Genomic DNA, 25,455 nt, shown 5'->3' on the forward strand with positions numbered 1-25,455 from the left:
AAAGTGAGGAATAACGCTCTATATCGTCGGCATGGATCATTATGTAGAAGTCACGCCCGCCGAGGCCGGTCTGACCCGCGACGGGGTCATCAAATTGCATGGAGCCGAGGGCTTTGAAGGCATGCGCAAGGCCGGTCGCCTTGCCGCCGAAATCCTCGACGCCCTTGTGCCGCATGTTGTGCCCGGCGTGACGACCGAAGAACTGGACGACATTGTCCGGCAGATGACGTTACGCGGCGGCGGTGTGCCCGCAACGCTCGGCTATCGCGGCTATACGCATAGCTGCTGCACCAGCATCAACCATGTTATTTGCCACGGCATTCCGTCGGATAAGCGCCTGAAGGACGGCGATATCGTCAATATCGATGTCACGCCGATGCTTGACGGTTGGCACGGCGACACCAGCCGCATGTTCCTCGTCGGCGATGTCCCGGTGAAAGCCAAGCGCCTCGTCGACGTGACCTATGAATGTTTGATGCTGGGCATTGAGCAGGCGAAGCCCGGCAACCATGTCGGGGACATTGGCTACGCCATCCAGACTCACGCCGAAAAGCACCGCTACGGTGTCGTCCGCGACTTTTGCGGCCATGGTCTTGGCCAATTGTTTCACGACGCACCCGAGATTGTCCATGTCGGACGTCCCGGTACCGGCCCCGAACTGCGCCCCGGCATGATTTTCACGATCGAGCCGATGATCAACATCGGCAAAGCTGCGGGCAAAGTGCTGGAAGACGGCTGGACGGCGGTTACCCGCGACCGGAGCCTGTCGGCGCAATTCGAACATAGCATCGGCATCACGGAAACAGGTTGCGAGATTTTTACCGCAAGCCCCAAAGGTTTTGACAAGCCGCCTTACTGAGGCACGCGTGATCCCGACGGCAACCGTCCCTCGGGATCATATACATTCACCTTATATGGGTGGGTGTCGCTCCAGTTCCAGAGAACCAGATTTGTTGCGCCTGGATGAATTGCCGGGACATAGCTGGGTACCAAAGCGCCGTTGAACCCCTTGGACACAAGGTGCTGCGCCAGTTTTTGGGACGGTGCGATTTTGCCACTTCGCTGAAAGACCAGCCATGGACAGGCCATATCCTTTTCAGCAATCCCGAGTGCTTGCCGCGTGTCCGCATCGGTCAGATCTGCGACATCTGCGCAATCAATGTCATATTCGCACAAGGTCAGCGGCAGCATCCGGTGGGCGAATCCCTGTGTGCATTCGGCTAGCGCGGTGATGGGTTCGAGCGACAGGTAGAGTGCGGCCTGCCCCCTAATATTGAACCGCCCTCCGGAAATTACGGCTCCTTGCCCCGAAATGGGGTCGAAAGACCATCGTGGATCATGCGCGCGATAAGCGCGGCCGGTAAAATTCAAGCAAAACCACCCAATGCCATATGGTCGAGATAGTCGCGTACCGCGCCGGCATCGCCTGATTTCACGAGCGATTCAGCTGTACGGCCATCCAACGCCGGGATCGGTTGCGACCGGTACCACGCCATGGCTTGCGCTTCGCTGCCTGCCCAATCTTTGATGCGTGCGATGATTTCCAGCATTTCGGTCATCCTGCCTTGCGCCTTGGGCGCTTTCATACGGTCTGATTTGGTAACAGTCGCTAGCGGAAGCCCGACCGTTTCAGCCAATTGTGCCTTAGACATACGGAACAGGTCGGCCAATTGCCCGATATCGACATCCCCGGCCTTGGTGAAATAGGCTCCCAGATACCCATTGCCATCAAAGGGCAGGAAATTTGGCAGTCCACGGAAGGCCGCAGGCATTTCGCGTAGTTTATTCGGGGACGATGCAACCATGTTGTGTCCAATAATTTGACCTTATTAGGGTCATATAAATGGACATTGGACCCAAGTCAACCTCAGGGAACGGCTTTCGCAGCGCGCGCCATCAAAGCCGCAGGCCAGCCGTTTCGTCCAGTCCAGCCATGATATTCAAATTCTGCACTGCAGCCCCGCTGGCACCTTTACCCAGATTGTCGAGCATCGCCATAAGCCGGACTTGCGTGTTATCGGGTGACCCCAACACATAAAGATCAAGCCGATCCGAAGGCTCCTGCGTGTTCAGGATCAGCAACTCCGACGGCGCCAGTTGCTCATGGACCGTAACAACGGGCGACCCTGCATAATGGTTGGCAAGGCAGGCGCGCATTTCTTCGGGACTATCGCTGCCCGGCATGACCGAAATCGGCAAAGGCACCTCGACCATCATCCCGCGAAAGGCGCGAACGACCGCCGGTGAAAATATCGGCGCGAGACCAAGGCCGGCATGAGTCTGCATCTCGGGAACATGCTTATGGCTCAAATCCAAGCCATAGGTACGAAACCCGATGTCCGCGCCGTCGCTGCTTTCAAAGCGCTCGATCAACGCTTTCCCGCCGCCCGAATAGCCGGACACAGCGTTCACGGTATACGGCCAGTCTTCCGGTATCAGACCCGCGGCAACCAACGGCGCCACCAGCCCTAGAAAGCCGGTTGGATAGCAACCGGGGTTGCTGACCAGCCGTGCCGAAGCGATACGTTCATGCTGGCCCTTGCGGTATTCCGGAAAGCCATAGGTCCAGTTTTGGTCCACCCGGTGCGCGGTCGACGCATCAATGATCCGCGTTTTGGCAGAGTTCGTCATCGCTACCGCTTCCTTCGCGGCATCATCCGGCAAACAAAGGATGACGAAATCCGCATCGTTCAAGGCCTGACGACGGGCTTCAAAATCCTTGCGCTTGTCTTCGTCGAGCGTGATCAACGAAAATTCGCTACGCCCCGCCAGCCGATCGGCAATTTCCAGACCGGTGGTTCCGGCGGCGCCATCAATGAAAACACTATGGGTCATAACTTCAAGCCTTCAAAAAGGTGATCCCCACCTCCCGGCTGATCACATCGCTACTCTTTTGCGTGCAATTATGGGTTGGTCATGTTCCGCAAATCGCGCCGTTGCGGAAGCCAGAGACTCGACGCTGACAGCCATCGCGGTTCCATTAGCATGTATAATGTTTTCCGCATCGGCCATAATGCCCACATGTCCCGGGAAAAACACAAGATCGCCACGAGCCAAGGGGACATCCTCAGGCAGGTCTTCACCGAATTCGGCCTGCTGCATATCTGCATCGCGCGGCGCAAGGACGCCCTTAAGGCCAAAGACAAGCTGCACCAGACCCGAACAGTCGATAGCATCACCACTGCGTCCACCCCAGCTATAGGGCGTCCCGATTAGCCTTTCCGCCAGATCTGCTGGCGACGCTTCCACTTCGCCTATTTCCGACAGATGGGCTGCGGGTACGAAGCCATTTTCACAGGCCAGATAGGTGCCGCACTCGCTTGCTTCGCCGCAGGCCAATTGGGCACCCATGGGATAACGTGCCACAACAGGGGCCTTGGTCGAGGGCGATGCTACAACCAAGGTCGCGGGCGCGCTGACGATATGCGTCGCGTCAAAATCTGCACCAAGTTCCGCAAAGCGCAAATAGCCGAGATAATTGTCGTGCAGGCAATAGCCCCATGCCCAGTCGCCAGCGACGTCCAGTACGGCAAATCCCTCGCCGTGCATCAACGCGCTTACCGGCATCGCGGTAGCATGCGGTTCAGCGTGAATTTCGGTTACGGGCGCAATTCCGGTGCGCAGCATAGGCACCGCATAATGCGGGGCGAACAGCTTGCCTGCCAAGCTGATATCCGCAAGATCGCCTCGGATCGGCGTCGTCCGCTTGTCGCCAACCAGACTGTGCCCCGTCAGCTTATAAATTCGCCGATCACCTGTCGTATTGCTTACCAATGATCATTCCCCGACTGCGTCACACCAGCCTGAACTGGGTCTATTGCGTTTCCCGGTACATGTCGGTCAACGAAACGGGCGCTGGCATGTGCCAACGCGACAATGTTATTGCAGCACTGCTCTTAGCGGACGGGATAAGTGTCCGTCAAATAACGAAACACCGCCCGCAACCCTAAGGCCTCGCCACCTTTCGGCCGCCCCGGCTTGCTTGTTGGCCGCCAGGCGAAGGTATCCAGATGCACCCAGGGTGTATCATCGGGAATGAACTTCTGCATGAACAATGCGGCTGTCACCGCCCCTGCAAAGCTGCCGCCGCTATTGGCGGTATCGGCAATGTCGCTGTCGAGCATTTCCGAATAGGGCGCCCATAATGGCATACGCCATAGTGGATCATGGACGGCCTTGGATGCCGAAAGCAGATTGTCTGCAACATCGTCCTGATTGCTGAACATGGCGGGCAAATCAGGCCCCAATGCTGTCCGTGCGGCTCCGGTCAGTGTCGCGAAATCGACGATGAACTCCGGTTTGTCCTCGATCGCCTTGGTCAAGGCATCGGCAAGCACCAGCCGGCCTTCGGCATCCGTGTTGTCAATCTCGACGGTAATCCCCTTACGGCTTTTGATAACATCACCGGGGCGAAAAGCATTACCCGAAATGCTGTTTTCCGCAGCAGCGATCAGCATGTGCAACCGGACCGGAAGATGCGCTGCCATAACCATTTCGGCAAGCGCCAAGGCATGTGCAGCGCCCCCCATGTCCTTTTTCATGATCCGCATGCCGCTGGCAGGTTTGATGTCCAACCCACCACTGTCGAATGTGATTCCCTTGCCGACAATCGCGATACGGGGATGCCGGTCATCTCCCCAGCTAAGCTCGATCAGACGCGGTGCATGTTCCCGCATCGCCGCTTTGCCGACGGCATGAATAAGCGGATAGCCGGACTCCAGCGCATCCCCGGATGTCACGGTAATATCGGCCTTATATGCTTTGCCGACCCTTCTGGCCTCGGCTTCGAGCGCGCTGGGCCCCATATCTGCCGCCGGCCGGTTGATAAGGTCGCGAACCAGTGCGGTGGCCGCTGCTTGCAAGGCCGCGCCCGCAATGCGCCCCGGCTCTTTCACCAGCAACACCCGCACGCCAGTGATTTTAGGATCGCTCAAATATTCCTGATACCGGTAGTGGCCGAGCATCCAGCCCACCATGGCGTCGCCCGCGTCTACATCGGTTAAACGATACGTCCCCTCGGGCAGGCTGTCCGCGAGCTTGGCCAACGACCACAACGCCATTTTCCGGGTGTCCGCTACGCCTGCCACTACAGACCATTCCCCGGGTTTCTCGCCGGGCAAAATGGCGATATCGCCTGTGCTGCCATCGAATTTCTGCGCTTTGGTTGCGGTGCGAACAGCATCGGGTTGCGCGGCAATCCAAGTCTCGAAGCCGGTCTTTTCGATTAATTGGATGGGGATGGCAGGTTGGCCGTTGTCAGGCTGGATCAAATCGTCATAACGCATGACATCCCCGTTAGCGGCAAAGGGGTATGAAGGGGAGAATTTTCAGAAATGGCTCGCATTTTTCTTGCCGTCGCGCTGGTAGCGTCTTTTTTCGGGCTAACGTCCTGCATGTCCGATGACATCGACAAGGTAAATCTTCCCACCGACGTGGCAGCGATTTCCGATCCCCTGATTGCAGCCGTCAAACGTGGCGACCAGAAAATGGCCGAAAAGCATATCGCGCCCGCCTTCGTCGACGACAGCCGTGTGCAATTTGCCGAGATGTCGGCACTTTTGAAAAAGGCGCCGCCTCTGGTGCCTGCCCTTTATGTCCCCAAACAGGAAACCTTTGGCCCGAACAAGGATGAGATTAGCGTGACCTATATCGCGCAGGATGGCAAAAAATGGGTTAGCGCCGAAATCCGTATGTACCGGCCCGAGCGCGGGGCATTCGAAATTGAATATTGGGATGTAAAGGAAGCTAAGGAACCACCGCCCCTGCTGGCCCACGCAAAGCAAATGCGTACTTTTACCAACTGGCTGATGGTCGCCATTACCATAAGCGCATTGCTCGGCCTTGCGCTGCTGATCTGGATCGTGAAGCGGCGCACGCATTTGATTGCACCGGATGCGGTGCAGGAAACACGCCGTGTCGCTTCAACTGTCCGCGACGCGGACTAACCGTCATTCGGCAGCGAGTAGTGTTTCCGGCTCCTCTTTGCGGGCGGCAGCGGCAGGGTTTGAAAACACCATGACACCATCGTCGACAGGGTCTTCGGAAAGTATCTTTTTCTCTGCCTTATAATCCTGCAGCACTCGCCACGGATGGCGATCCCCATTTTTCGGCAATTTGTCGAACGAGCGGGCAAAATAGCCTGAGCTGAAATCGGATACGAATGGCAACCGCGGCATATTCGCATCGTCCAGATGCGGAGTCGCGACCGTCATATTCTTGTCGTCCATTTTCCACAAAAGACGGCAGACATAGTCCGCGACGATATCGGTCTTCAGCGTCCAGGACGCATTGATATAGCCGAATACACTGGCGAGATTGGGAATGTCGTTGAACATCACGCCCTTGTAGTTGAAATGCTCGCCAAAATTGACTGGCGCACCGTCAATGCTGATCGCCGTTTTACCCATGGTCACAAGATTAAGACCCGTAGCCGTCACGATGATGTCGGCGTCGAGATGCTCGCCCGACTTCAACTGGATACCGGTCTTGGTGAACTTGTCGATATGGTCGGTCACAACCTTCGCCTTGCCGGATGAAATGGCTTTAAACATGTCACTGTCCGGCACGAGGCAAAGACGCTGTTCCCAAGGACCATATTTTGGAACGAAGTGCTTATCGACATCAATGGTTTCCGGCAGTTCCTGCCGGGCCATGTCCACAAGTTTTTCGCCCAGTTTCGCCGGACTACGGCGGGCATACCAATAGGTGAACCGCTGATGGTTGATATTCTTCCACCGGGTGATGGCATAGGCCAGCTTTTCCGGCAGGAATTTCCTTAAGTTATTGGCAAAGGGGTCCCGCGCCGGGCGCGACACCATATAGGTGGGAGAACGCTGCAACATCGTTACGTCGGCACCCTCTTCCGCCATGACCGGAACGATGGTGACCGCCGTTGCACCAGAGCCGATTACGACGACCTTCTTCCCCGCATATTCAAGACCCTCGGGCCAATGTTGCGGATGGATGATCTGGCCTTTGAAGTTTTTCTCGCCGGGAAATTCGGGACGGTATCCCTCGTCATAATCATAATAGCCGGCGCACATGAACAAGAAGCGCGCCGCAAAATGACGCTCGGCACTGCCATCGACGGCTTTGGCAGTTACATGCCAGCGTCCATCGGCGCTCGACCAATTGGCGGAAAGGACCCGATGGCCAAAATGGATTTGGGGCGTGATCCCGAATTCAGCTGCGGTTTCATGGATATATTCGTGGATGGACGGACCGTCGGCAATCGTCTTTTCATGTAGCCATGGTTTGAACCGATAACCAAGCGTGTGCATGTCAGAGTCGGAACGAATGCCGGGATAGCGGAACAAGTCCCATGTCCCACCCATATCCTGGCGCTGCTCCACAATCGCATAGCTCTTGTTCGGGCACTGCATCGTCAAATGCGCCGCGGCGCCGATACCTGATAAACCTGCGCCTACGATCAATACATCTACGGTTGTTTCCACTTGCGCCATCCTCATCTCTCCGCTCTTGTAGAAAATCTTACTTACATGGTTGCAAATTGCAAAGGACATTAATGCGCTCCGCCGAAATATTACGGCGGCGCTACAAGGCAGGATCGGCACATGAGCGACGACGAAGATTATGTTTATGACGAAGCATCGGGCGAATGGATAAGCGCGGCTGACGCCCGTGAGCGCGCCGCCACCAGCGGTGCAGTGGAAGTGCGTGATGCCGTCGGGAATATATTGGCGGATGGTGATCAGGTTACACTGATAAAGGATCTGACGGTCAAAGGCGCCGGACAAACGCTGAAGCGCGGGACACTAATCAAGTCGATACGGCTGACAGGCGACCCGCAGGAAATTGATTGCAAGTTCGAGGGCATTAAGGGCTTGGTTCTGCGTGCCGAGTTTGTCCGCAAAAGATGAGCCGCACGGCAAAAATCCGGACGGCGCTTCGTATCATCGTGGCACTCTTTTACTTTGCCGCTGGCGTCGCGCACCTACGGTCTCCGACCGGGTTTTTGGCCATTACGCCCGCTTGGGTGCCCTTCCCCGCAATGGTTGTATTCCTGACCGGCGTGGCAGAGATTGCCGGTGCTTTGGGCCTTTTAATTCCTAGATTCCGCAAGGCCGCCGGAATTGGCTTGGCGCTTTATGCGCTGTGCGTCTGGCCAGCCAATTTCAACCATGCCCTGAACGATATCGCCATCGGCGGGACCCATATGAGTTGGGCTTATCATGGACCACGGCTTGCATTCCAACCGGTGTTCATCTGGCTCGCGCTGTGGGTAGGCGCGGTCATTAATTGGCCATTTCGTGAAACAAGCTGACCCGTTTTTGTGTTATACCCTTCTCGGACAGCAGCGATGATGCTGACTAGCCAGAGCAGGAGTTATATTCATGCACAAAGATGGCGATAAAATCGATGTGACCGCAGAAGAAGCCAGCGGCGGAATCAAGAACCAAGGGGTTCGCTATGTCCTAGCCATCTCTTTGTTTTTGGCGATAATTGCCTTGTCATTCATGTGGATGACCGGCGCGATCTTGAACTGATCACAAAAAAAGGGCCGCTTTAAAGCGGCCCTTTTTCGTTCAATCTTGTGTGAAATCAATCGGCTTGCGACAGGTTCACAGCCGATGCCTTGCCATTGCGGCCGACTTCGACTTCGTAATTTACGCGCTGCTCTTTATCGAGCGAGTGCATGCCGGCAGCCTGAACAGCCGAGATGTGCACGAAGCTGTCATCGCCGCCACCATCGGGAGCAATAAAGCCATAGCCTTTGTCGGCATTGAAGAATTTTACGGTGCCAGTAGGCATATTGATGTTCCTTTCACGAAACAGGTGACCATGTCGCAACAGCGCCACATGGGAAGCCAAGTCGTGGTAGGAAAGCGTTTGCGCGGAGCCAACTAAATCGCCAGACACGCGCCTCAAATTCCGTCGCGGTCGACGATAGCAAACCTTCACATACGCTCTTTTCCGCTATTTAGCAAACCGGAACCGTCCAAAACCCAAACTAATCCTTATCATCGCCATTATTGCTGGCTTCGGCCACTTCGAGCTCGGCGGGTTTGCGGCGGTCGAATTTGGCCCCCAACTCTTTTGCTTTGGCCTTGCTTAACTGCTCCTGCGCCGCAGGAAACATCTCTTCTTCCTCTTCCTCGATATGATGCTCATACCGGTGGCGCATTTCCTTAAACTTGGTCAGCCATGCTCCGGTCGCCATGTCCGTATCCTGCAATTCGCCCAGAAGATCGTCGATCTCCTTATGCTCAGCAACCGAATGGCGGCCGTCATCCTGAAGATCAGGGTCGCCTAGCATCGTGGCGTATAGCGACTGCTCTTCTGCCGCAGCATGCGCGGTTACCTCAATTCGGAAAGCTTCAAAAAGATCGCGCCGCTCCGCCGTATCGCCACTGGTTTCCGCGATTTTCGCAAGCATGGCACGATGCAGATCATGATCGGATTTTAATATGGAAAAGATGTCGGTCATTCAGGCCTCCCGTTGGATTTCCGACATAACGCTGAAATCGCTCCCGGGTTCCCGAGTTCCATTTACTCCATGGGCTTTGGTTCCCACAGCTCGACCTTTCGGCCCTCTGGGTCCATGATGTGTGCAAAACGCCCATTGGCTTCCTCTGGAAAGGTTTTGACCGGAGTAACCCCGTGTTCGGCGCAACGGGCCAGAACGCCATCCAGATCGTCCACCATCAGGTTGAACATGAACTCTTTTTCCGATGGTGCAAAATAGTCCGTATCAGCCCCAAAAGGCGAGAAAACCGTCCCGGCTCCGGGATGCGCCGCGGCGGCATCCGGCGTGAAAAATGCACCCCATTCATCGACCGGCATACCCAGAACGCGGGAATACCATTCGCGCATTGAGGCCGGATCGGCCGATTTGAAAAAGAGGCCCCCTAGGCCCAATATGCGTGCCATATCCAAACTACCTCCATGAAGACAACAGGGGGTTAAACTGCATCGGATTTGCTTTCAGGTCTATCGCCTAAATGGGTGATTTCGGCATTTGGGCGGACAAAATGGAACTATTGCAACGACGGAGGAGTTGGTGCGTGTAACTTGTATTCATTACACTGCGCTCCTCTATGTCTTGGGGTAAGTCGCTTCAGGAAACATCCAATGGAAACCCGCTTGATAATTGCCTATGCGCTCATCGCGCTCATGGCGTCCTTCGCAATTCTCGGTTTAGTGATGCTGCAAAGAAAACGGGCCGCCAAACTCCGCCGCGATGCCGGACAGAGCCCCCGGCCTTGATAAAATGATGCAAAAGTCGAACACTTCAATCCTTCGTCGGAGACCCGCTATGACCAAGAAAAATTCGTCCGCCATGCCTGCAACCTCCTCAAGGTTGATCCCGGTCAGCCTCGCGCTGGTCGGCGGAGCCCTCCTCTTGGCAGGGTGCGCAGCAATGCAGCGGGGGCCGGTGGGTAACAAAGCCGTTCCCGAACCCGCCAAATCGGTCGAACTGGACCGCTATCTTGGCCGTTGGTTTGAATATGGCCGCTATGAAGCCGGTTTCCAGAAAGGCTGCGAAGCGGTCACCGCCGAATATGCCCTGCGTCCCGATGGCGCAGTGAGCGTTTTGAACAGCTGCCACAAAGGTGCGGTCGACGGAAAGCTCTCCAGGGCAGAGGGTAAGGCCAAGGTCGTTGAAAACAGCCGCGGCGCAAAGCTCAAGGTCTCCTTCTTCGGTCCGTTTTACGGCGACTATTGGGTGCTTGACCATGCCGATGACTATAGCTGGTCGATCGTCGGCGAACCCAGCGGTCGCTATTTGTGGATGCTGACCCGGACGCCCAAACCCGATGAACGCACGACCGCTCTGTTGAAGGCGCGGGTTCAGGATCTCGGTTATGACTGGTCACTGGTTCGCCTGACGAAGCATTGAGTTTGCCATCCACCCGGCGGCGCGAGGGAACCAAACCAACCGCCGCAAGTTGCTCCCGAAGCCGGTTAATCCGCGCATCCTTTCCCCTTGGATGAAAGACACGAGCTTATGAATATCCTAATGATACTGACCTCCCACGATCAACTGGGCGATACGGGCAAGAAGACTGGCTTCTGGCTGGAAGAGTTCGCCGCGCCTTATTATGTGTTCCGCGACGCTGGAGCGACGATTACCCTCGCCTCTCCCAAAGGCGGGCAGCCGCCGCTGGATCCCAAGAGCGATGCGCCCGATGCGCAGACGCCGGCGACCGAACGCTTCAAGGCTGATCTCGAGGCCAATGCGCAGCTTGCCGCGACCCAAAAGCTTTCCGAGATCGACATTTCGGCCTATGACGGCGTCTTCTATCCCGGTGGTCATGGCCCGATGTGGGACCTGGCGAATGACAGCGACTCGATCGCTCTGATCCAGGACGCCCTTGCCGCCAACAAGCCTGTTGCCGCCGTTTGCCATGCCCCGGCCGCGTTGAAGAATGTCAAAAACGCCGATGGCACACCATTGGTGAAGGGCAAAAGCGTCACCGGCTTTTCAAACAGTGAGGAAGACGCCGTCGGCCTGAGCGATATTGTCCCCTTCCTGTTGGAAGACACCCTGAAAGAACAGGGCGGCGAATATAGCCGCGGCGATGACTGGGCGGTGCATGTCGTTGAAGACGGCCTGCTGATCACCGGTCAGAACCCGGCCTCTTCGGAAGAGGCGGCCGAGCGCCTGCTTGCCAAACTCGGCTGATAATGGTGGGCGCGTCGGCAACGGCGCGCCACCCGCTTACCAGCCCAAACGCCGCCGGTTCGCCGTGACCCGCCGCGAATAATGGGCGATACTGCCGCTGACGATCTGTTCAGGGCTGGTGCCAAGCTTTCCGGTCAGCAAGTCCGCGCCGAGTGCCATATTGGCAGACACCTTCTCGGCCACCATACGCTCTGCCTCTTTAACCGCAGAAGGTCCGCCAAAGGCGAGCGCGCCCATGCGCATTGCGATGACCATGTTCGATTCCGCCGCCAGTGCCCATGCGTCCATTCCAATACTGAACCAGTTGGGATTATTTTTCTTGCGCATGGTACCTGTTGAACTTTCCAATGATTGTTTGCCTTTATGACCCTCTACCCCTTGGGGGGCAAGAAGCTTTATCTAAAGATACAAAAGACACGCAAAACGGCACTGAAACTGTATCCTTTGTATCTTTAAATTAACGCGCAAGCGCCCCGCGCAGCAGCGCCATGTCCGGCCCGCCCTCCACCGACACCGACCCGCCGCGCAGCACGCGCACCGTCGTCACGCCGTTGACCGCCCGGTCGAGCAGATAATTATACTGCCGGTCCTGCCCGGCCTCCAGCGCCGCATCCCACGCATCGGCAAAGCTTTCCGCGCCCTCGCGTTCGCGCAAGCGATAGGCCGACACCCGCCCCCTGCCCACCGCCCGGCACGCAGCCCCGACCGAGCCCATGACCGACAGCGCATGGATGAAACGTTTCTGCACCAGTGGCGTCCAGCCGTCATAACGGCTGCGCTGCAAAGGTACGGGGGTGAAGTCGAAACGGTCGCCGGTTTCATCCGGCCCGTTTTGGGGTGAAGTATCCTGTTCCATAGGCCCCCAGAAAGCCACAGAAATACCCATGTAGGAAAGTTGTAATTGGAAGTTGGTGCGCCCCCCATCCCCGCTTGCGCCGCGCCCGTGCGGCGTTAGGATGCGCCATGCTTCATAAAATCCTTGCCCCTGCCATCGCCACCGCCCTGCTTGCCGGATGCGCCACCACCCCTGCAGCCGCGCCCGACTCGCAGGCTGCGTTCATGGAACGCCTGTCGGCGCTGTGCGGCAAGGCCTTTGCCGGACGCATCATGGGCAGCGAACCCGCCGGGGCGGACGCCGATATGGCGGGCAAGCCGCTTGTCATGCATGTGCGCAGCTGCGCCCGCGACCGGATCGAAATCCCCTTCCATGTCGGCACCGACCGCAGCCGCACCTGGGTCATAACCCGCACAGGCACGGGCCTGCGGCTGAAGCATGACCACCGGCATGAAGATGGCAGCGCCGACAAAGTCACGATGTATGGCGGCGACACGGCGGCAAGCGGAACAGCGGGGCGGCAGGATTTTCCCGTCGACGCCGAAAGCATCGCAAATTTCCGCGCCATCGGACTGGACCGTTCGGTGACCAATGTGTGGAGCGTGGAGGTCAGCGACGCGCGCGACGCCAAACCCGTTTTCGTCTATGAGCTGCGCCGTCCGGCGGGGCCGACGGCGCGTCTGTTCCGGGTGGAGTTCGACCTGACGCAGACGGTCGATGCGCCGCCCACGCCATGGGGCTGGTAACGTCCTGAAGGGGCGTTATTGCAGCGCGCGCAGGCGGGCGATTTCCTGACGTAGCGCGGTGTTTTCCGCGATCAGATCCGCCATTTTGGGCACGCGCTTGCGCGTTTTCGGGCGCGGCGCGAACATCTTGGCGATGTCCGACACCCGTGTCCGCATCCAATAGCCGACAACATCCAGCAAATTGTTTTTCCGGTAGACCGCAACCGCCCGTGCACGGGGCAGCGGGGTCCGGTCATCCGGCATCGCCACGGGCTGCGGGAGCGGTAAAGCCATATCGGCAACCGCAGGCGCAGCGATTGCGGTGGCGGGCGGCGTGATCGCCATGACAAGGGGTTCTGCCCCCGCGCGAAGTTCATCCGTTTTCTTCGCGCGGGGTTTTCGGGGGGCAGCCTTTTTGGCTGTCTTCTTGTGTACCGCAGGTTTTGCGACCCTGGGCTTTGCGGCGGTAGATTTGGATTTGGCGGCGGTGCGCGTCTTTTTGGACTTGGACGCAGGCTTTGCGGGTTTCAGCGCGACGGCCGAAGATGTGACGGCCCGCAAAGGCAGAGGGATGATCAGCGCGGTTCCGGAATCGGTCGGAAGAGAGCGCCGTTCAAGCTTGATATCAGGTGGAAAAGTGGGCGGACGAATGGCATCGGCGCGGACAAAGAAAGCGGGATTGGTGTCTCGGCTTTTCCAGTCGGCCTGCCGACCTTTACCCGTGTTTTTCTGCGCCTTTTTACGCGCAATCTCGACAATGCGATTTTCCATCTAACTGTCTTCCCCCAGACGTAGTGGTCGACTCAAAGTTATAGGCATAGATATTGTTGGCAAGCGGAGATGAAACCAAAATGGACTGGTATTGGGCGGGGGAGGTAGTGCGCTCCTTCACCGCCGAACCCCTCTCCAACTCCGCCACCGGGAACATCCCCGTCACCCTGAACTTGTTTCAGGGTCTTAATTTTCGACGTCGCTGACTAAGACCCTGAAACAAGCTCAGGGTGACGGTGTTGATGGCGGATTTCTATCAGTAACGCGTCACGCGCCCCACGCCCTCACCCCTATTTACACATCCGGTCCCGCTGCTCTTCCCAATAATGCCGCTCTTCCAGATAGGCATTATGCCGGTCCACAGCCTGCCGGTGGCCGTCCATATCGTCGAGCTGATAAGCATAGTCCGCCAGCCGTTCGGTCAGAATCTGCGCCTCTTTCATATCGGAGATCAGGCTGCCGAGCATCGAGCAGCCGCGGGTGAAATCCTTCTCCGTCTTGATATCGGTTTTCAGCGAATTGATCCGGTCGACCACCCTGTTCATTTCGGTGACGGTGGAATTATACTGCATCAGATAGAAACTGCGCCCCTGTGCCACAGCAGACGGCGTCGAGCCCAAAACGCCCAACGCCAAAACCCCTGCCCAAACATACCCCTTCATCCTGCAACCCCCATTGCATTGCCAAGTTCGGCGCAAAACATAGCCGCAGGAAAAATCATTTGGGAAGCGCCTTTTTGCTTTTTCCCCTCACCGCCAAGCCCCTCTCCAACTCCGCCTAGGCCTGTCGGCCAAGGCTCCGTATCCTCTCCCCTTCAGGGGAGAGGTACGAAGTCTTACGGCTTCAGCCGTTAGACGAAGTGGAGAGGGGGAGTGCGCGCGCTCCGCCACCCTGCCCACCAACCAACCCGAACGCACCCGTGGTGCCGGGGACGTAATTGCTATATACCCCCCGAACAGCACATGACGTCCGATAGCCCCAATCCCCTGCCCCATAGCTCCCCGCCCTTATCGCCCCGCATATTGGTCGATGCCGACGCCTGTCCGGTGAAGGAGGAGATTTACAAGGTCGCCTGGCGTCGCAATGTGCCCGTCGTGCTGGTCAGCAACGCGCGCTTTCGCATGCCCGACCATCCGCTGATTACCCGGCATATCGTATCAGACAGTTTCGACGCGGCGGATGACTGGATTGCGGAGCAGGCGGACGGGCGGAGCATCGTGATCACCGCCGACATATTGCTGGCGGACCGCTGCCTGAAGGCAGGGGCGGTCGTCATCGGCAATAATGGCAAGCCGTTCACCAGCGCCTCCATCGGCAGCGCCATCGCCACCCGCGCCATCATGGCCGACCTGCGCGCCGGAATGGACGGCATCACCGGAGGCCCGGCGCCGTTTGCCAAAGCGGACCGGTCACGATTTTTGCAGGCGTTGGATGAGGCGTTGGTGCGGTTGGGGTGAGGGTCTGATTAGTGTGCTGTCCCAGGAATTTAAGGGACGCGGTGAGAGGCGCGTGCTGCTTGGGAGCAGACACCAGCCATCATGAGGTGGTCGCGGAGCACACGACAGCGGGCGAGCCGCAGCGGTTAGTGGAGAAGTTGGTGCCTTGGGGTTGGTGATTAGTGGCAAGCCCCTGCAGTTTGCAGCCGACATGCTTGCAACCTTGACTTCTTGGGAAATATAAGCCATATTAGACACGGTCTGAAACATGGCTCAACCATGGATTAGGACTGACCCGGCGGGTGGCGAAAGCCGCCCGCCCTAATTGTTTTTATCACTCACAACTTGACGATTCCCAGAGGGTCGAACCTACTAGCACTCACATTGAGAACCGGCATCAGGCGGTCGAAATATCGATCAGCCTTTTTTCTTTTAACGTAAGAGTTCGGTCTGAAGCGTTGATGGAGAAAATAGGCGCAAACATCTGCCATTTGGACAGGTAGAGAGCTTTTAGAATCTTTACCGTGAGGATCTTCGATGACGCGGACAATTGGGATATTCCTCGCAGCTGCGCCAAAAGAACTCGGGATTGGATTGTAAACGGCCATTCGGCGAACCATACGAGACAGCTTTTCACCTGCAGTCGCGTCCGTTAGCACCAAGCCATAGTCGTCTTTAAATCCGCCAGGAAAGTTTCCATGCAGCAACGTATTTTCAAAGCGCTGAAACAATGTTCCCCAAGCGTTCTGGAACACGTCATAGCCTGCCGTCTTGGAACTTTTATCGACAACCACGTTGGTAATGAGAATGTCTGGCGTCTTCGCCAGCTCATCGATTGTATTACGCAAGATCGACAAACGGTCGAATTTAGCAAGGCCATGGATTGGGCTACGGATGTACTCCGATGCGTGCAGTTCCGTTCGTACGGGCAGTCCATAAACTGAATTGAGCGTTTTCCTGAACGCAATGAGGCGATTGACAAAATCTCGCCATCTCTTTTCATGAACGACTATTCCGCTAAGACAGAAAAAAGGCGACGGTGAATTTACCAGCCCAGTGTCGCCGCTTTCGTCTACATACATCAAGTACATTTCTCTAACTCACTTTGCCCGATACCGACCTCGTAATCACTTTTTTATCTTTTTCCAACTACTTGGCAAGTCAGGCATATCTTCTTCGAGATCTGGCGCCCCAATTTCCGCTGCATGCATTATAAGTGCATTCCAGAAGCGATCTGGCACTTTGCCTTTCTCATACTGACGACGAATTACGTGATAAGGATTCCAAATTAGAGCGTACCGGCCTCGGCCTCCTCCACCCCACCCCCAACCAACCACCCAAAATCTTAATCATTCCCCCTGCATCATAAACATCCGCCTCCCCTATCAAAGATAGGGACGGGCGGTCGTTTAGTGGTGCTATGGATGAGATGAATATCGCGGCGACCAAGGTGAGGCTGGTTTTGACGGGGATAGGCGTCGTTGCCTTTTCCGTCATCGCGTCGCTGGTTGCCACGCATATCAGTTTCCAGATCAGTGGCACCGCCGATTATGCCACGACCATGATGGTGGCGTTCATCATTCCGATGCTGGTGGCCCCGCCCTCCTACGGCTTTGTCGCTTTTTTAAGCTGGAAGCTGAAAAAGGCGAATGAGCGGCTCGACAAGCTGGCGCATCTTGATCCGTTGACGGCGCTCCATAACCGCCGGTCCTTTGTCGATGCCGCCACCGCGCGGCTGGGCACGGGCAGCAGCCATATGCTCGCCATGATCGACATCGACCATTTCAAGAAGATCAACGACCGGATCGGCCATGCAGGGGGCGACAATGCGTTGAAGCACGCCGCCGAGGTGCTGCGCAGTGCCGCCCCCAAAGAGGCCCTGCTCGCCCGTTTGGGCGGGGAGGAGTTCGGCTTGCTCTTCGCGATCCCCCACGATGAGCGCGGCGCGGCGGCCACGGCGGCCAAGGCGCATATCGAGGCGATGCGCCTGCAGCTGGAGGCCATGCCGCTCATCACGCCGCAGGGGCTGATCCATGTGACGGCGAGCTTCGGGCTTGCCATCAGCCGCCCGGACGAAACGCTCGACACCCTGCTCAGCCGCGCCGACATGGCGCTCTACGCCGCGAAGAACGCCGGCCGCAACCGCCTGCAACTGTCGATGTAACAGCTACGGGCGGCTGGCTTAGGCTGGCCTAGTCGTGCTCCCTGTCCCCAGCGCCCATATAGAGTTCGCGTCCGGTCTCGTCATAGACCTTGCTCATTTCCGCCATGCCGGCCTCGGCCTCTTCGGCCGCGACGAATTCGGTGGCGGGTTGGTTTTGCAGGCGGGCAAACTCCCGCACTTCCTGGCTGATCTTCATCGAGCAGAATTTGGGCCCGCACATGCTGCAGAAATGCGCGGTCTTTGCGCCTTCGGCTGGTAGCGTCTGGTCGTGATATTGCTCCGCCGTGTCGGGGTCGAGGCTGAGGTTGAACTGGTCGCGCCAGCGGAACTCAAACCGCGCCTTGCTGAGCGCATCGTCGCGAACCTTCGCGGCGGGGTGGCCCTTGGCGAGGTCGGCGGCGTGGGCGGCGAGCTTGTAGGTGACGACGCCGACCTTCACATCGTCGCGGTCGGGCAGGCCCAGATGCTCCTTGGGCGTGACGTAGCAGAGCATGGCGGTGCCGTACCAGCCGATCATCGCGGCGCCGATGCCGCTGGTGATATGGTCATAGCCCGGCGCGATATCGGTGGTGAGCGGTCCCAATGTGTAGAAGGGTGCCTCGCCGCAGACTTCGAGCTGCTTGGTCATATTCTCCTTGATCTTGTGCATGGGCACATGGCCCGGCCCTTCGATCATGACCTGCACGTCTTCCTTCCACGCGCGGTGGGTGAGTTCGCCCAGCGTGTAGAGCTCGGCAAATTGCGCTTCGTCATTGGCGTCGGCGATGGATCCGGGACGCAGCCCGTCGCCGAGGCTGTAGGCGATGTCATAGGCCTTCATGATCTCGGTGATCTCGTCGAAATGTTCGTAGAGGAAGCTTTCCTTATGATGGGCAAGGCACCATTTCGCCATGATGGAGCCGCCGCGCGACACGATGCCGGTCACGCGCTTGGCGGCGAGCGGGACGTAAGGCAGGCGGACCCCTGCGTGGATGGTGAAATAATCGACGCCCTGCTCTGCCTGTTCGATCAGTGTATCGCGGAAGATATCCCAGGTCAGGTCCTCCGCAATGCCGCCGACCTTTTCCAGCGCCTGATAGATGGGCACGGTGCCGATCGGCACGGGGCTGTTGCGGATGATCCATTCGCGGGTGTCGTGGATATTGCGGCCCGTGGACAGGTCCATCACCGTGTCCGCGCCCCAGCGGATCGACCAGACCATCTTGTCCACCTCGGTCGCCACGTCGGACGCAACGGCGCTGTTGCCGATATTGGCGTTGATCTTGACCAGAAAGTTGCGGCCAATGGCCATCGGCTCGCTTTCGGGATGGTTGATATTGTTGGGGATGATCGCCCGCCCGCGTGCCACTTCGTCCCGTACAAATTCGGGGGTGACATAGTCGGGGATTTCCGCGCCGAAGCTCTCACCATCGCGGATATATTCGGCAAGGCGCGCACGGCCGAGATTTTCGCGTTCCGCCACATATTCCATCTCGGGCGTGATGATGCCGCGACGGGCATAGTGCATCTGGCTAACATTCATGCCCGGCTTGGCGCGCAGCACCTGCTTGCGGACATTGGGGAAAGGCGCGACGCCGCCGCTGCGGTCGGGGCCGAGTTGGCCATTATCTTCGGGGCGCACTTCGCGTTGGGTGACTTCCTCGACATCGCCCCGGGCGCGGATCCAATCCTTGCGGATTTCCGGGAGACCGGCGCTGATGTCGATAAGGGCGTTGGGGTCCGTATAGGGACCGCTGGTGTCATACACACGTACGGGCTGCTCCCCGCTGGACGGTTCCAGATGGATTTCGCGCATCGCCACGCGGCGCTCGCCAACATAGATTTTCTTGCTGCCGCGAATAGGGCCAGTGGTAACGCCGATTTCTGTGCGTGCGGGGATGTCTGCCATGTCTCTCACTCCATAAAGCCGGAGCGAGGGCGGCATCGGGTGAAACCGCTCCCTCCCTCCGCCGGTGTCAACCGGATCAGGTTCAGCGGGTCGCAGGGCGTTACACCTGCCTCTCAGTCACACGACTCCCCGGGGATGGTGGGGTGATAGGCCTTCTCCATCCGGCTGTCGAGAGGTGGCTGTTGACGAACACCCGTCTGCTCCCCCATGTGTCGTCGGCATGGAACTTCCCGAACCAAAGATCAGCGTCCGCGCCATGGGACGCGAAGGTGAGCCGCTGGTCGTCATCGACAGCTTTAGCGGGATCGCCGACGAATTGCTGCAGGCAGGCTATGCCGCGGCCTACCAGCATGCCGGCGCATCCTATCCCGGCATACGATCCTGGGCCGACCCCAGCTATCTCGACCGGCGGCGCGACCTGATGATGCAGATCATGCAGCGGGTGTTCGGCTTTACCCAAGGCGTACGGCTGGACGCCTCGACCTTTTCACTTGTCACGCAGGACGAGGCAGAACTGTCCCCGTTGCAGCGTATCCCCCATTATGATCATGCGGGCGGCGAGGTCATCGCGATCATGCACTATCTGATGGGTCCTGAAAGCGGCGGCACCGCCTTTTACCGCCACCGGCGGACAGGCTTTGAGACAATAACGCCCCAGCGGGAGGACCATTATAACGCCGCACTCGCCCAGGACGAGCGCGCCTATGGCATGCCACCGGCACGCTATTGCTATGGCGATACCGATTGGTTCGAACTGATTGACGAGGTGGAAGCCGTGCCGGACCGGCTGGTCCTCTATCGCGGACGGCAATTGCACTCGGGCATCATCCCCGACCCGTCCATCCTGTCACCCGACCCGCACAAGGGGCGTCTGACGATCAACATGTTCCTGATCGGCGCGTGATCCAAAATCGGACTCCGGCTTTCCGATTCCGATTGACCGAATCTGGACCCGCTATCAATATCCTCTGGCCGCATCTCGCGGCAACAGGGGTTGCAAGTGTTTGATTTTTGGTTCGCTAGTGAAAACCTCCCCTTTGTCGGGGCGGGCTTTCTGCTGATCGGCCTCATGATCCTGCAGTTCAGTGGCCTCACCGATTTCGCCCCCGATCTTGATAGCGATATGGACGGCGATGTGGATGGTGCGGGCGTTGCTGACGGCTTGCTCAGCTTTCTGGGACTGGGGCGTTTGCCGTTGATGATCTGGCTGGCGCTGCTGCTTTTGATGTTCATGCTCATTGGCTTTGCCGGACAGCAAATTGTCCAGGGCCTGACGGGCATGCTGCTCTCACCTTGGCTGGCGACACCTGCTGCGGCGCTCGCGGCGTTGCCCGCTACGGCAATTCTTGCGCGGCCATTGGGACGGATCATGCCGAAGGACGAAACGACGGCTGTTTCAATCGACAGTCTTGTTGGCCGCTTTGCCGTTCTGGATTTGGGAACGGCCAAAAAGGGCTCCCCTGCCCGCGCAAAGGTGCTGGATGTTCACGGCCATCCGCATTTTGTGATGGTTGAACCGGACAATGAAGGACAGCAATTCACCTCGGGTGAAAAGCTGCTGCTTGTTCGGCGCGAGGGCGATTTGTTTAAAGCAATTTCACAGGGCGGGCAGCATTTGCCCCGATTGGAAGGATAAAAGATAATGACCGAGAGTTTGATTTCGACCCTGATTTATGCCGGCATGGTTCTGGTAACGTTGATCGTTTTCGGACTGGTCATCACCCGCCTGTACAAGCGGGCGACCAAGGAAATTGCCTTTATCCGGACAGGCTTGGGCGGCGAAAAAGTGGTGATGAATGGCGGTGCGCTGGTGTTGCCCGTTCTCCATGAAACAATGCCTGTGAATATGAATACCGTCCGGTTGGCGGTCGAACGCAACAATGTCGATGCGCTCATCACGCTCGACCGGTTGCGCATTGACGTGAAGGCGGAATTCTATGTGCGCGTTGCTCCCGATGCGCAGTCACTGGCGATGGCCGCACAGACGCTCGGCTTGCGCACCATGCAACCCGAATTGCTGAAGGACTTGGTCGAAGGCAAATTTGTTGACGCCCTGCGCTCGGTCGCCGCTGGTATGACCATGAACGAGCTGCACGAACAGCGCGCGGATTTTGTGCAGAAGGTGCAGCAGGCCTCATCCAGCGATCTGGCCATGAACGGGCTTGAGCTTGAATCGGTCTCGCTGACCGGTTTGGACCAGACCAGCATTGAACATTTCAACGCCAATAATGCGTTTGACGCCGAAGGTCTGACCAAACTGACCGAGCAGATCGAACTGCGCAAAAAGGCGCGTAACGACATTGAGCAGGACACCCGCGTCCAGATCGAGACCAAAAATCTCGAAGCCGACAAGCGCTCCTTTGAAATCAGCCGCGACAATGAATTTGCGCGACTTGAGCAGGAACGCGAAGTCGAAGTCCGCCGCGCGATGCAGGCTTCGGAAGTTGCCCGTGAAAAAGCACTGCGCGACCAAGAGGCGCAGGACGCCCAGATCAAATCCAAGCAGCAGATTGATTCAGCGCAGATCGAGGCAGACCGGGCCGTGCAGGAAGCGCAGATTGCGCAGGAACAGGCTTTGGAAATCGCCCGTCAGGAGCAACAGATCGCCGTCCAGAACAAGTCGCGCGAAGAAAGCCAGGCCCGTGCGGATGCAGACGATGCTCGAGCAAAGGCTGTTGCAGCGGAAGAACAGGTCACCACAGCCCGCGAAACAGAGATCGCCGAGCGCGGTAAGCGTATCGAACTGATCGAGGCATCAAAAGAGGCCGAACGTCAGGCGATCAGCGTGAAGGTCGAAGCCGAAGCCGAAAGAGAAGCGGCCGCGAACCGCGCCGAAGCTGTCCGCATGGCGGCCGAGGGCGAGGCGGAAGCCGAAAAGCTGCGTGCAGAAGCCGCTCGCATTCGTTTTGAAGTGGAGGCCGCCGGTCAACGTGCAATCAACGAAGCCGCCAATATCTTGTCTTCTAACCAGATATCCCTGCAGACGAAAATGGCCCTGCTCAAGGTTCTCCCCGAAGTTGTTCGCGAATCCGCAAAGCCGCTCGAAGCGATCGATTCGATCAAGATCGTACAGGTCGACGGCATCACGCAAAATGGCGGCGGACGTTCTGGCGCGTCCGGCAATGGCAGCAGCGGGAATCTCGCAACAGACGCCGTTGCAGCGGCCTTATCCTATCGGGCACAGGCACCTGTCATCGATGGCCTTATGAAAGAGCTTGGGCTTGATGGCTCATCTCTCGATAAGCTCGTTTCGGGTGGCACCGGTTATCAGGCTGCGCAAGATGACGCGATGGCCGACGAAGCGGAACTACCAAAGGCCAAGGGCCGCCGACCGGCTAAACCGAAAGTGGTGGAAGCAGAAGAGATCGACGAAGATCTGGAGGATCTGGGTTAAGGACCGCCTTACGCGGCCCGCGCACTTCCTGCGGAATCCAGTGCCATCCAGAAGATGGAGGAACTGGCCAGCCGCAGGAAATTCTGGGCCAACAGGGGATCAACTTCGGTTCCACTTGCTTCCATGACCGCGGCCATTGCGGCTTTGGGGCCGCCATCGGCTGCTGCGGTTTCGGCCAGCAGGGCAAGCTTGACGATGTGCATCGCCAGATGGTCTGCCTCATTGGTGGCCGTGGGGGTGGCGGCGTTGTTTTGCAGGATGCGCAGCCACATATAATTGTGGACAGCATCGAGCTGGTCGATACCGATTCCCGTGGTCTGGGCTAGCTTGGATCCTATCCAGCTTGCGCGGCTTTCACGGCTGTATCCGACAGCTTTGGCGTCGGTCCGCAGGTTTTCTTGGCGTTCGTGGATCATGTGCGAGCCCCTTTTTATTTGGCTGCACTATGCCCCAATCACCATTTCCAACTGGTTAAAGCCCGTTTCAGAATGTGTAGCTGATGCCGCCGGCCAGAAACCACTGGTCCGCATCACCGCGGATGGATGTTACGGGGGACCGTTTCGCATCACCCGTCAGCTTTGAATAGCTGACGAGGCCGAACACACCCCAGCCGCCATCGCGCGCGTCCCCGGACAGATCGACACCGCCAAGCAGGGATGCGCCGTAGCTTTTCCAGCCACCCTTGGCATCAAATGTCGGCAGGCCGCTTGCCGCGCTGCCCGCTGCATCAATGCTGAAATAGGTATCGGCGTAGTTGCCGTCGACATGTGTCGCCGACACGCTGAGGTTGGTGAAAATCGCGGTGGATAGCGGCGTGGAATAGCTGATGTTCGGGCTGATCAAACGGCCGCGATGTGCCTTGGCGACGTCCCATTGGATATCGGTGGACAGCGACAGGCTGTCATAGGGATTGAGCACTTTGGAAAAGGACACGCCCGCCGTTGCGCCGACTTCGATGGCCACATCTTCTTTGCCCAGCGACCGGACAACGCTATCCTTGATGTTGTTATTGCGGTCGGTACGCACCCGGAACAGCGGTCCAGCGAGGAATTTTACATTTCCTTCGGCATTGGTGTCACGCACCAGATCGACATAAAGGCCGGGACCCCGCGCACCGAAATCAAATCCGCCGACACTGCCTTGCGCCAGAGGTGCGGGGAACAGGATATAATCATCGGAACCTTCGTAGCTGGGGCCATAGCCACCACCGATACCGATGGTCAGCCAGTCTCCGGCAAAAACGCCACGATCAGGGGCATCCGCCTTTGAACTTTCCGCCTCCTGCGCCTGCGCGAAAGCCGCCTGGCTAAGGCCAAAGGCAAAAAGGGCACAGGTCGTGGCTAGTATCTTGGAAATTGGCATGAAATGCTCCCGCGGTTATCAAGGCGACAAACACCCCGTCCCCTTAATTGGTTCCATGCTTATCGCATGAGACCGGCCTTAGAGCATATATTTCATTTTAACCCGCTGGCTGACTTCATCCGCATCCACGGCAAAGGCAGCAGCCTTGAATTTGGGCGGGCCGGTGACGACCGCAGGATTGCGCGAAAAGCCGAAGCCTTCTTTGGGCAGAAAGACCGCCATGTCCATTTTGCTATTGGCATTTTCGTCGTGGATCAGCGCGACGGCATAGGTGCCTTTGGCCAAGCCCTGAAAGCTGACATTTTCAGAATCGCGCGCCGCTACCTTGGCGCGATAGCTTTTGGGGTCTTTGCTGCAGTCGGGGAAAAATTTCGGGTTGGCGGTCACGCAGACAAGGACATTGCCCTTCATGCTGCGCAGGCCATGCACATTCACATCCAATGTGGAGGTCGTTGCGGTGGCGTTAAGCGCTGTTCCGGCGAGAAGGGCTGCTGCCCCAATCCCCAAGACCGAGATCGGTGCCGCACATTTTGTCCCAAAACCTAAAGTAAAGCCCATAGTTCCCCCGATACGCATCGTGATGTTTCTGGTGATGCGTTGCTGTTATCAGCCAATTCCCTAATTTCCCGTTAACCATGAATCGGGGAAACAATTCCCACCCCATATGGTTGGTTACACCCATAACCGTCATCACTGAGAGCACAACGCCAATTGCGCCAACATGAATGGGAATGATGAACACCAGAATAGGGATAACAAGCGCGCCGGTCAGCGCCTCCCACGGGTGGAAGGACATCGCCGCCCACGCGGTCGGCGGGCGGCTTTCATGGTGGACAGCATGCGCCTTTTTAAACCACCATGGGCGGTGCATCAGCCGGTGGGTCCAATAGAACCAGGTATCATGCGCAAACAGATAGAGAAATATCGACACAGGCACATACCAGAGCGGATAGTCCGCCCAATTGCGGTAGATCAGCGTCCAACCCTGGCTGTCCCAGCCCCATGCCACAATGCCGGCTGGAATGCCGTAAATGGCGGCGCTCGCAAGGCTCCAGCCGATTTCGCGGCGCATCTGGGGTTCCAGCCCTGCGTATAGTTTCGGATATCTGACCCGCGTTGCCCACGCAAAGGCCCCGCTGACCAGAAGATAGCGAACGCCCACGATCAGGGTCATCGCCAGCGCGGAAAGCAATATGGGGAGGCTATATTCCATAGCCCCCTTTACTCCGGCAC

33 protein-coding genes and 1 riboswitch are annotated in these 25,455 nt (G+C 57.7%); of the genes, 14 read left to right on the forward strand and 19 right to left on the reverse strand.

Annotated features, from left to right (window positions below; translation table 11 throughout):
* The first annotated feature begins 31 nt into the window (after positions 1 to 31).
* Positions 32 to 859: a type I methionyl aminopeptidase gene (gene map / locus EUU25_RS07985; RefSeq protein WP_158899903.1), complete on the forward strand. Its 828-nt coding sequence runs from the start codon at positions 32 to 34 to the stop codon at positions 857 to 859.
* Here the strand turns inward: map and EUU25_RS07990 are convergent.
* From EUU25_RS07990 to EUU25_RS08010, 5 genes are all read right to left on the reverse strand, one after another.
* The gene (locus tag EUU25_RS07990) at positions 853 to 1,371 is read right to left on the reverse strand and encodes an RES family NAD+ phosphorylase (RefSeq protein WP_158899904.1); all 519 of its coding nucleotides are present in this window, start codon (positions 1,369 to 1,371) and stop codon (positions 853 to 855) included. The genes map and EUU25_RS07990 overlap by 7 nt on opposite strands.
* Entirely contained in the window at positions 1,368 to 1,805 is a 438-nt protein-coding gene (locus EUU25_RS07995) for an antitoxin Xre/MbcA/ParS toxin-binding domain-containing protein (protein WP_222848837.1), read from the reverse strand. Before EUU25_RS07995 ends, EUU25_RS07990 begins: the two co-directional genes overlap by 4 nt.
* A gap of 91 nt (positions 1,806 to 1,896) precedes the next feature.
* Positions 1,897 to 2,835, reverse strand: a complete 939-nt coding sequence (argC, locus tag EUU25_RS08000) for an N-acetyl-gamma-glutamyl-phosphate reductase (protein ID WP_158899905.1) — start codon at positions 2,833 to 2,835, stop codon at positions 1,897 to 1,899.
* 42 nt (positions 2,836 to 2,877) lie between these two features.
* On the reverse strand, positions 2,878 to 3,774 hold the full coding sequence (locus EUU25_RS08005) for a C40 family peptidase (protein ID WP_246162962.1): 897 nt from the start codon (positions 3,772 to 3,774) through the stop codon (positions 2,878 to 2,880).
* A 122-nt stretch (positions 3,775 to 3,896) separates the two neighbouring features.
* Positions 3,897 to 5,285 (reverse strand): leucyl aminopeptidase family protein, encoded by a 1,389-nt coding sequence (locus EUU25_RS08010; protein WP_158899906.1) that lies wholly within the window; start codon positions 5,283 to 5,285, stop codon positions 3,897 to 3,899.
* Positions 5,286 to 5,333: 48 nt separating this feature from the next.
* On the opposite strand from EUU25_RS08010, the gene EUU25_RS08015 reads away from it, so the two are divergent.
* A complete protein-coding gene (locus EUU25_RS08015; protein WP_158899907.1) occupies positions 5,334 to 5,945 on the forward strand; it encodes a hypothetical protein in 612 nt (203 codons plus the stop codon).
* A gap of 3 nt (positions 5,946 to 5,948) precedes the next feature.
* On the opposite strand, the gene EUU25_RS08020 is transcribed toward EUU25_RS08015, so the two are convergent.
* Entirely contained in the window at positions 5,949 to 7,523 is a 1,575-nt protein-coding gene (locus EUU25_RS08020) for a flavin-containing monooxygenase (RefSeq protein WP_343032389.1), read from the reverse strand.
* 51 nt (positions 7,524 to 7,574) lie between these two features.
* Here EUU25_RS08020 and EUU25_RS08025 point away from each other — a divergent pair, with 51 nt between their 5' ends.
* The 3 genes from EUU25_RS08025 to EUU25_RS08035 all read left to right on the forward strand — a co-directional run bounded on the left by EUU25_RS08025 (position 7,575) and on the right by EUU25_RS08035 (position 8,507).
* On the forward strand, positions 7,575 to 7,880 hold the full coding sequence (locus tag EUU25_RS08025; RefSeq protein ID WP_158899908.1) for an alkylphosphonate utilization protein: 306 nt from the start codon (positions 7,575 to 7,577) through the stop codon (positions 7,878 to 7,880).
* A complete protein-coding gene (locus EUU25_RS08030) occupies positions 7,877 to 8,284 on the forward strand; it encodes a DoxX family protein (protein ID WP_158899909.1) in 408 nt (135 codons plus the stop codon). The genes EUU25_RS08025 and EUU25_RS08030 overlap by 4 nt, the downstream gene beginning before the upstream one ends.
* A gap of 70 nt (positions 8,285 to 8,354) precedes the next feature.
* Complete coding sequence (locus tag EUU25_RS08035) at positions 8,355 to 8,507, forward strand: hypothetical protein (protein ID WP_158899910.1); 153 nt, start codon at positions 8,355 to 8,357, stop codon at positions 8,505 to 8,507.
* Between the two features lie 55 nt (positions 8,508 to 8,562).
* Here EUU25_RS08035 and EUU25_RS08040 read toward each other — a convergent pair whose 3' ends face one another.
* From EUU25_RS08040 to EUU25_RS08050, 3 genes are all read right to left on the reverse strand, one after another.
* The gene (locus EUU25_RS08040) at positions 8,563 to 8,772 is read right to left on the reverse strand and encodes a cold-shock protein (protein WP_143774912.1); all 210 of its coding nucleotides are present in this window, start codon (positions 8,770 to 8,772) and stop codon (positions 8,563 to 8,565) included.
* 199 nt (positions 8,773 to 8,971) lie between these two features.
* Positions 8,972 to 9,448 carry a hemerythrin domain-containing protein gene (locus EUU25_RS08045; RefSeq protein WP_158899911.1) on the reverse strand — a complete coding sequence of 159 codons (477 nt, stop codon included), beginning with the start codon at positions 9,446 to 9,448 and terminating at the stop codon, positions 8,972 to 8,974.
* Between the two features lie 62 nt (positions 9,449 to 9,510).
* Positions 9,511 to 9,891, reverse strand: coding sequence for a VOC family protein (locus tag EUU25_RS08050; protein WP_158899912.1), 381 nt, complete (start codon positions 9,889 to 9,891; stop codon positions 9,511 to 9,513).
* Between the two features lie 201 nt (positions 9,892 to 10,092).
* On the opposite strand from EUU25_RS08050, the gene EUU25_RS16625 reads away from it, so the two are divergent.
* From EUU25_RS16625 to EUU25_RS08060, 3 genes are all read left to right on the forward strand, one after another.
* Positions 10,093 to 10,227: a hypothetical protein gene (locus EUU25_RS16625; RefSeq protein WP_281347009.1), complete on the forward strand. Its 135-nt coding sequence runs from the start codon at positions 10,093 to 10,095 to the stop codon at positions 10,225 to 10,227.
* Positions 10,228 to 10,276: 49 nt separating this feature from the next.
* On the forward strand, positions 10,277 to 10,861 hold the full coding sequence (locus EUU25_RS08055; protein WP_246162963.1) for a lipocalin family protein: 585 nt from the start codon (positions 10,277 to 10,279) through the stop codon (positions 10,859 to 10,861).
* Between the two features lie 108 nt (positions 10,862 to 10,969).
* The gene (locus tag EUU25_RS08060) at positions 10,970 to 11,647 is read left to right on the forward strand and encodes a type 1 glutamine amidotransferase domain-containing protein (protein WP_158899914.1); all 678 of its coding nucleotides are present in this window, start codon (positions 10,970 to 10,972) and stop codon (positions 11,645 to 11,647) included.
* Positions 11,648 to 11,683: 36 nt separating this feature from the next.
* On the opposite strand, the gene EUU25_RS08065 is transcribed toward EUU25_RS08060, so the two are convergent.
* Positions 11,684 to 11,974, reverse strand: coding sequence for a hypothetical protein (locus EUU25_RS08065; protein WP_158899916.1), 291 nt, complete (start codon positions 11,972 to 11,974; stop codon positions 11,684 to 11,686).
* Positions 11,975 to 12,104: 130 nt separating this feature from the next.
* Positions 12,105 to 12,503 carry a hypothetical protein gene (locus EUU25_RS08070; protein WP_158899918.1) on the reverse strand — a complete coding sequence of 133 codons (399 nt, stop codon included), beginning with the start codon at positions 12,501 to 12,503 and terminating at the stop codon, positions 12,105 to 12,107.
* 107 nt (positions 12,504 to 12,610) lie between these two features.
* Between EUU25_RS08070 and EUU25_RS08075 the strand changes: the two genes are divergently transcribed.
* Positions 12,611 to 13,228, forward strand: a complete 618-nt coding sequence (locus EUU25_RS08075; RefSeq protein WP_158899920.1) for a hypothetical protein — start codon at positions 12,611 to 12,613, stop codon at positions 13,226 to 13,228.
* A 15-nt stretch (positions 13,229 to 13,243) separates the two neighbouring features.
* Here the strand turns inward: EUU25_RS08075 and EUU25_RS16630 are convergent, their stop codons facing one another.
* Positions 13,244 to 13,978 (reverse strand): hypothetical protein, encoded by a 735-nt coding sequence (locus EUU25_RS16630; protein ID WP_158899922.1) that lies wholly within the window; start codon positions 13,976 to 13,978, stop codon positions 13,244 to 13,246.
* Positions 13,979 to 14,268: 290 nt separating this feature from the next.
* Positions 14,269 to 14,640, reverse strand: a complete 372-nt coding sequence (locus tag EUU25_RS08085; protein ID WP_158899924.1) for a hypothetical protein — start codon at positions 14,638 to 14,640, stop codon at positions 14,269 to 14,271.
* Between the two features lie 300 nt (positions 14,641 to 14,940).
* Between EUU25_RS08085 and EUU25_RS08090 the strand changes: the two genes are divergently transcribed.
* Positions 14,941 to 15,435 carry a YaiI/YqxD family protein gene (locus EUU25_RS08090; RefSeq protein WP_158899926.1) on the forward strand — a complete coding sequence of 165 codons (495 nt, stop codon included), beginning with the start codon at positions 14,941 to 14,943 and terminating at the stop codon, positions 15,433 to 15,435.
* Between the two features lie 317 nt (positions 15,436 to 15,752).
* On the opposite strand, the gene EUU25_RS08095 is transcribed toward EUU25_RS08090, so the two are convergent.
* Positions 15,753 to 16,505, reverse strand: a complete 753-nt coding sequence (locus tag EUU25_RS08095) for a DUF3800 domain-containing protein (protein WP_158899928.1) — start codon at positions 16,503 to 16,505, stop codon at positions 15,753 to 15,755.
* Positions 16,506 to 16,834: 329 nt separating this feature from the next.
* On the opposite strand from EUU25_RS08095, the gene EUU25_RS08100 reads away from it, so the two are divergent.
* On the forward strand, positions 16,835 to 17,578 hold the full coding sequence (locus EUU25_RS08100; RefSeq protein WP_158899936.1) for a GGDEF domain-containing protein: 744 nt from the start codon (positions 16,835 to 16,837) through the stop codon (positions 17,576 to 17,578).
* A gap of 28 nt (positions 17,579 to 17,606) precedes the next feature.
* On the opposite strand, the gene thiC is transcribed toward EUU25_RS08100, so the two are convergent.
* A complete protein-coding gene (gene thiC, locus EUU25_RS08105; RefSeq protein WP_158899938.1) occupies positions 17,607 to 19,466 on the reverse strand; it encodes a phosphomethylpyrimidine synthase ThiC in 1,860 nt (619 codons plus the stop codon).
* 36 nt (positions 19,467 to 19,502) lie between these two features.
* Positions 19,503 to 19,608: riboswitch (TPP riboswitch) on the reverse strand.
* A gap of 78 nt (positions 19,609 to 19,686) precedes the next feature.
* Between thiC and EUU25_RS08110 the strand changes: the two genes are divergently transcribed.
* The 3 genes from EUU25_RS08110 (at position 19,687) to EUU25_RS08120 (ending at position 22,860) form a co-directional block, all read left to right on the forward strand.
* Positions 19,687 to 20,370, forward strand: coding sequence for a DUF6445 family protein (locus EUU25_RS08110; RefSeq protein ID WP_158899940.1), 684 nt, complete (start codon positions 19,687 to 19,689; stop codon positions 20,368 to 20,370).
* Positions 20,371 to 20,466: 96 nt separating this feature from the next.
* A complete protein-coding gene (locus tag EUU25_RS08115) occupies positions 20,467 to 21,102 on the forward strand; it encodes a YqiJ family protein (RefSeq protein ID WP_246162966.1) in 636 nt (211 codons plus the stop codon).
* A gap of 6 nt (positions 21,103 to 21,108) precedes the next feature.
* Positions 21,109 to 22,860: a flotillin family protein gene (locus EUU25_RS08120; protein WP_158899942.1), complete on the forward strand. Its 1,752-nt coding sequence runs from the start codon at positions 21,109 to 21,111 to the stop codon at positions 22,858 to 22,860.
* Between the two features lie 8 nt (positions 22,861 to 22,868).
* Here EUU25_RS08120 and EUU25_RS08125 read toward each other — a convergent pair whose 3' ends face one another.
* From EUU25_RS08125 to EUU25_RS08140, 4 genes are all read right to left on the reverse strand, one after another.
* Positions 22,869 to 23,276, reverse strand: a complete 408-nt coding sequence (locus tag EUU25_RS08125; protein WP_158899944.1) for a hypothetical protein — start codon at positions 23,274 to 23,276, stop codon at positions 22,869 to 22,871.
* Between the two features lie 67 nt (positions 23,277 to 23,343).
* Positions 23,344 to 24,222: a MipA/OmpV family protein gene (locus EUU25_RS08130; protein WP_158899946.1), complete on the reverse strand. Its 879-nt coding sequence runs from the start codon at positions 24,220 to 24,222 to the stop codon at positions 23,344 to 23,346.
* 78 nt (positions 24,223 to 24,300) lie between these two features.
* Positions 24,301 to 24,729: a DUF2141 domain-containing protein gene (locus EUU25_RS08135; protein ID WP_246162967.1), complete on the reverse strand. Its 429-nt coding sequence runs from the start codon at positions 24,727 to 24,729 to the stop codon at positions 24,301 to 24,303.
* Complete coding sequence (locus EUU25_RS08140) at positions 24,686 to 25,435, reverse strand: sterol desaturase family protein (protein WP_158899950.1); 750 nt, start codon at positions 25,433 to 25,435, stop codon at positions 24,686 to 24,688. The genes EUU25_RS08135 and EUU25_RS08140 overlap by 44 nt, the downstream gene beginning before the upstream one ends.
* Between the last annotated feature and the right edge of the window lie 20 nt (positions 25,436 to 25,455).

It is taken from the genome of Sphingorhabdus lacus (genome assembly GCF_009768975.1).
GTDB classification, from domain to species: Bacteria; Pseudomonadota; Alphaproteobacteria; order Sphingomonadales; family Sphingomonadaceae; genus Sphingorhabdus_B; species Sphingorhabdus_B lacus.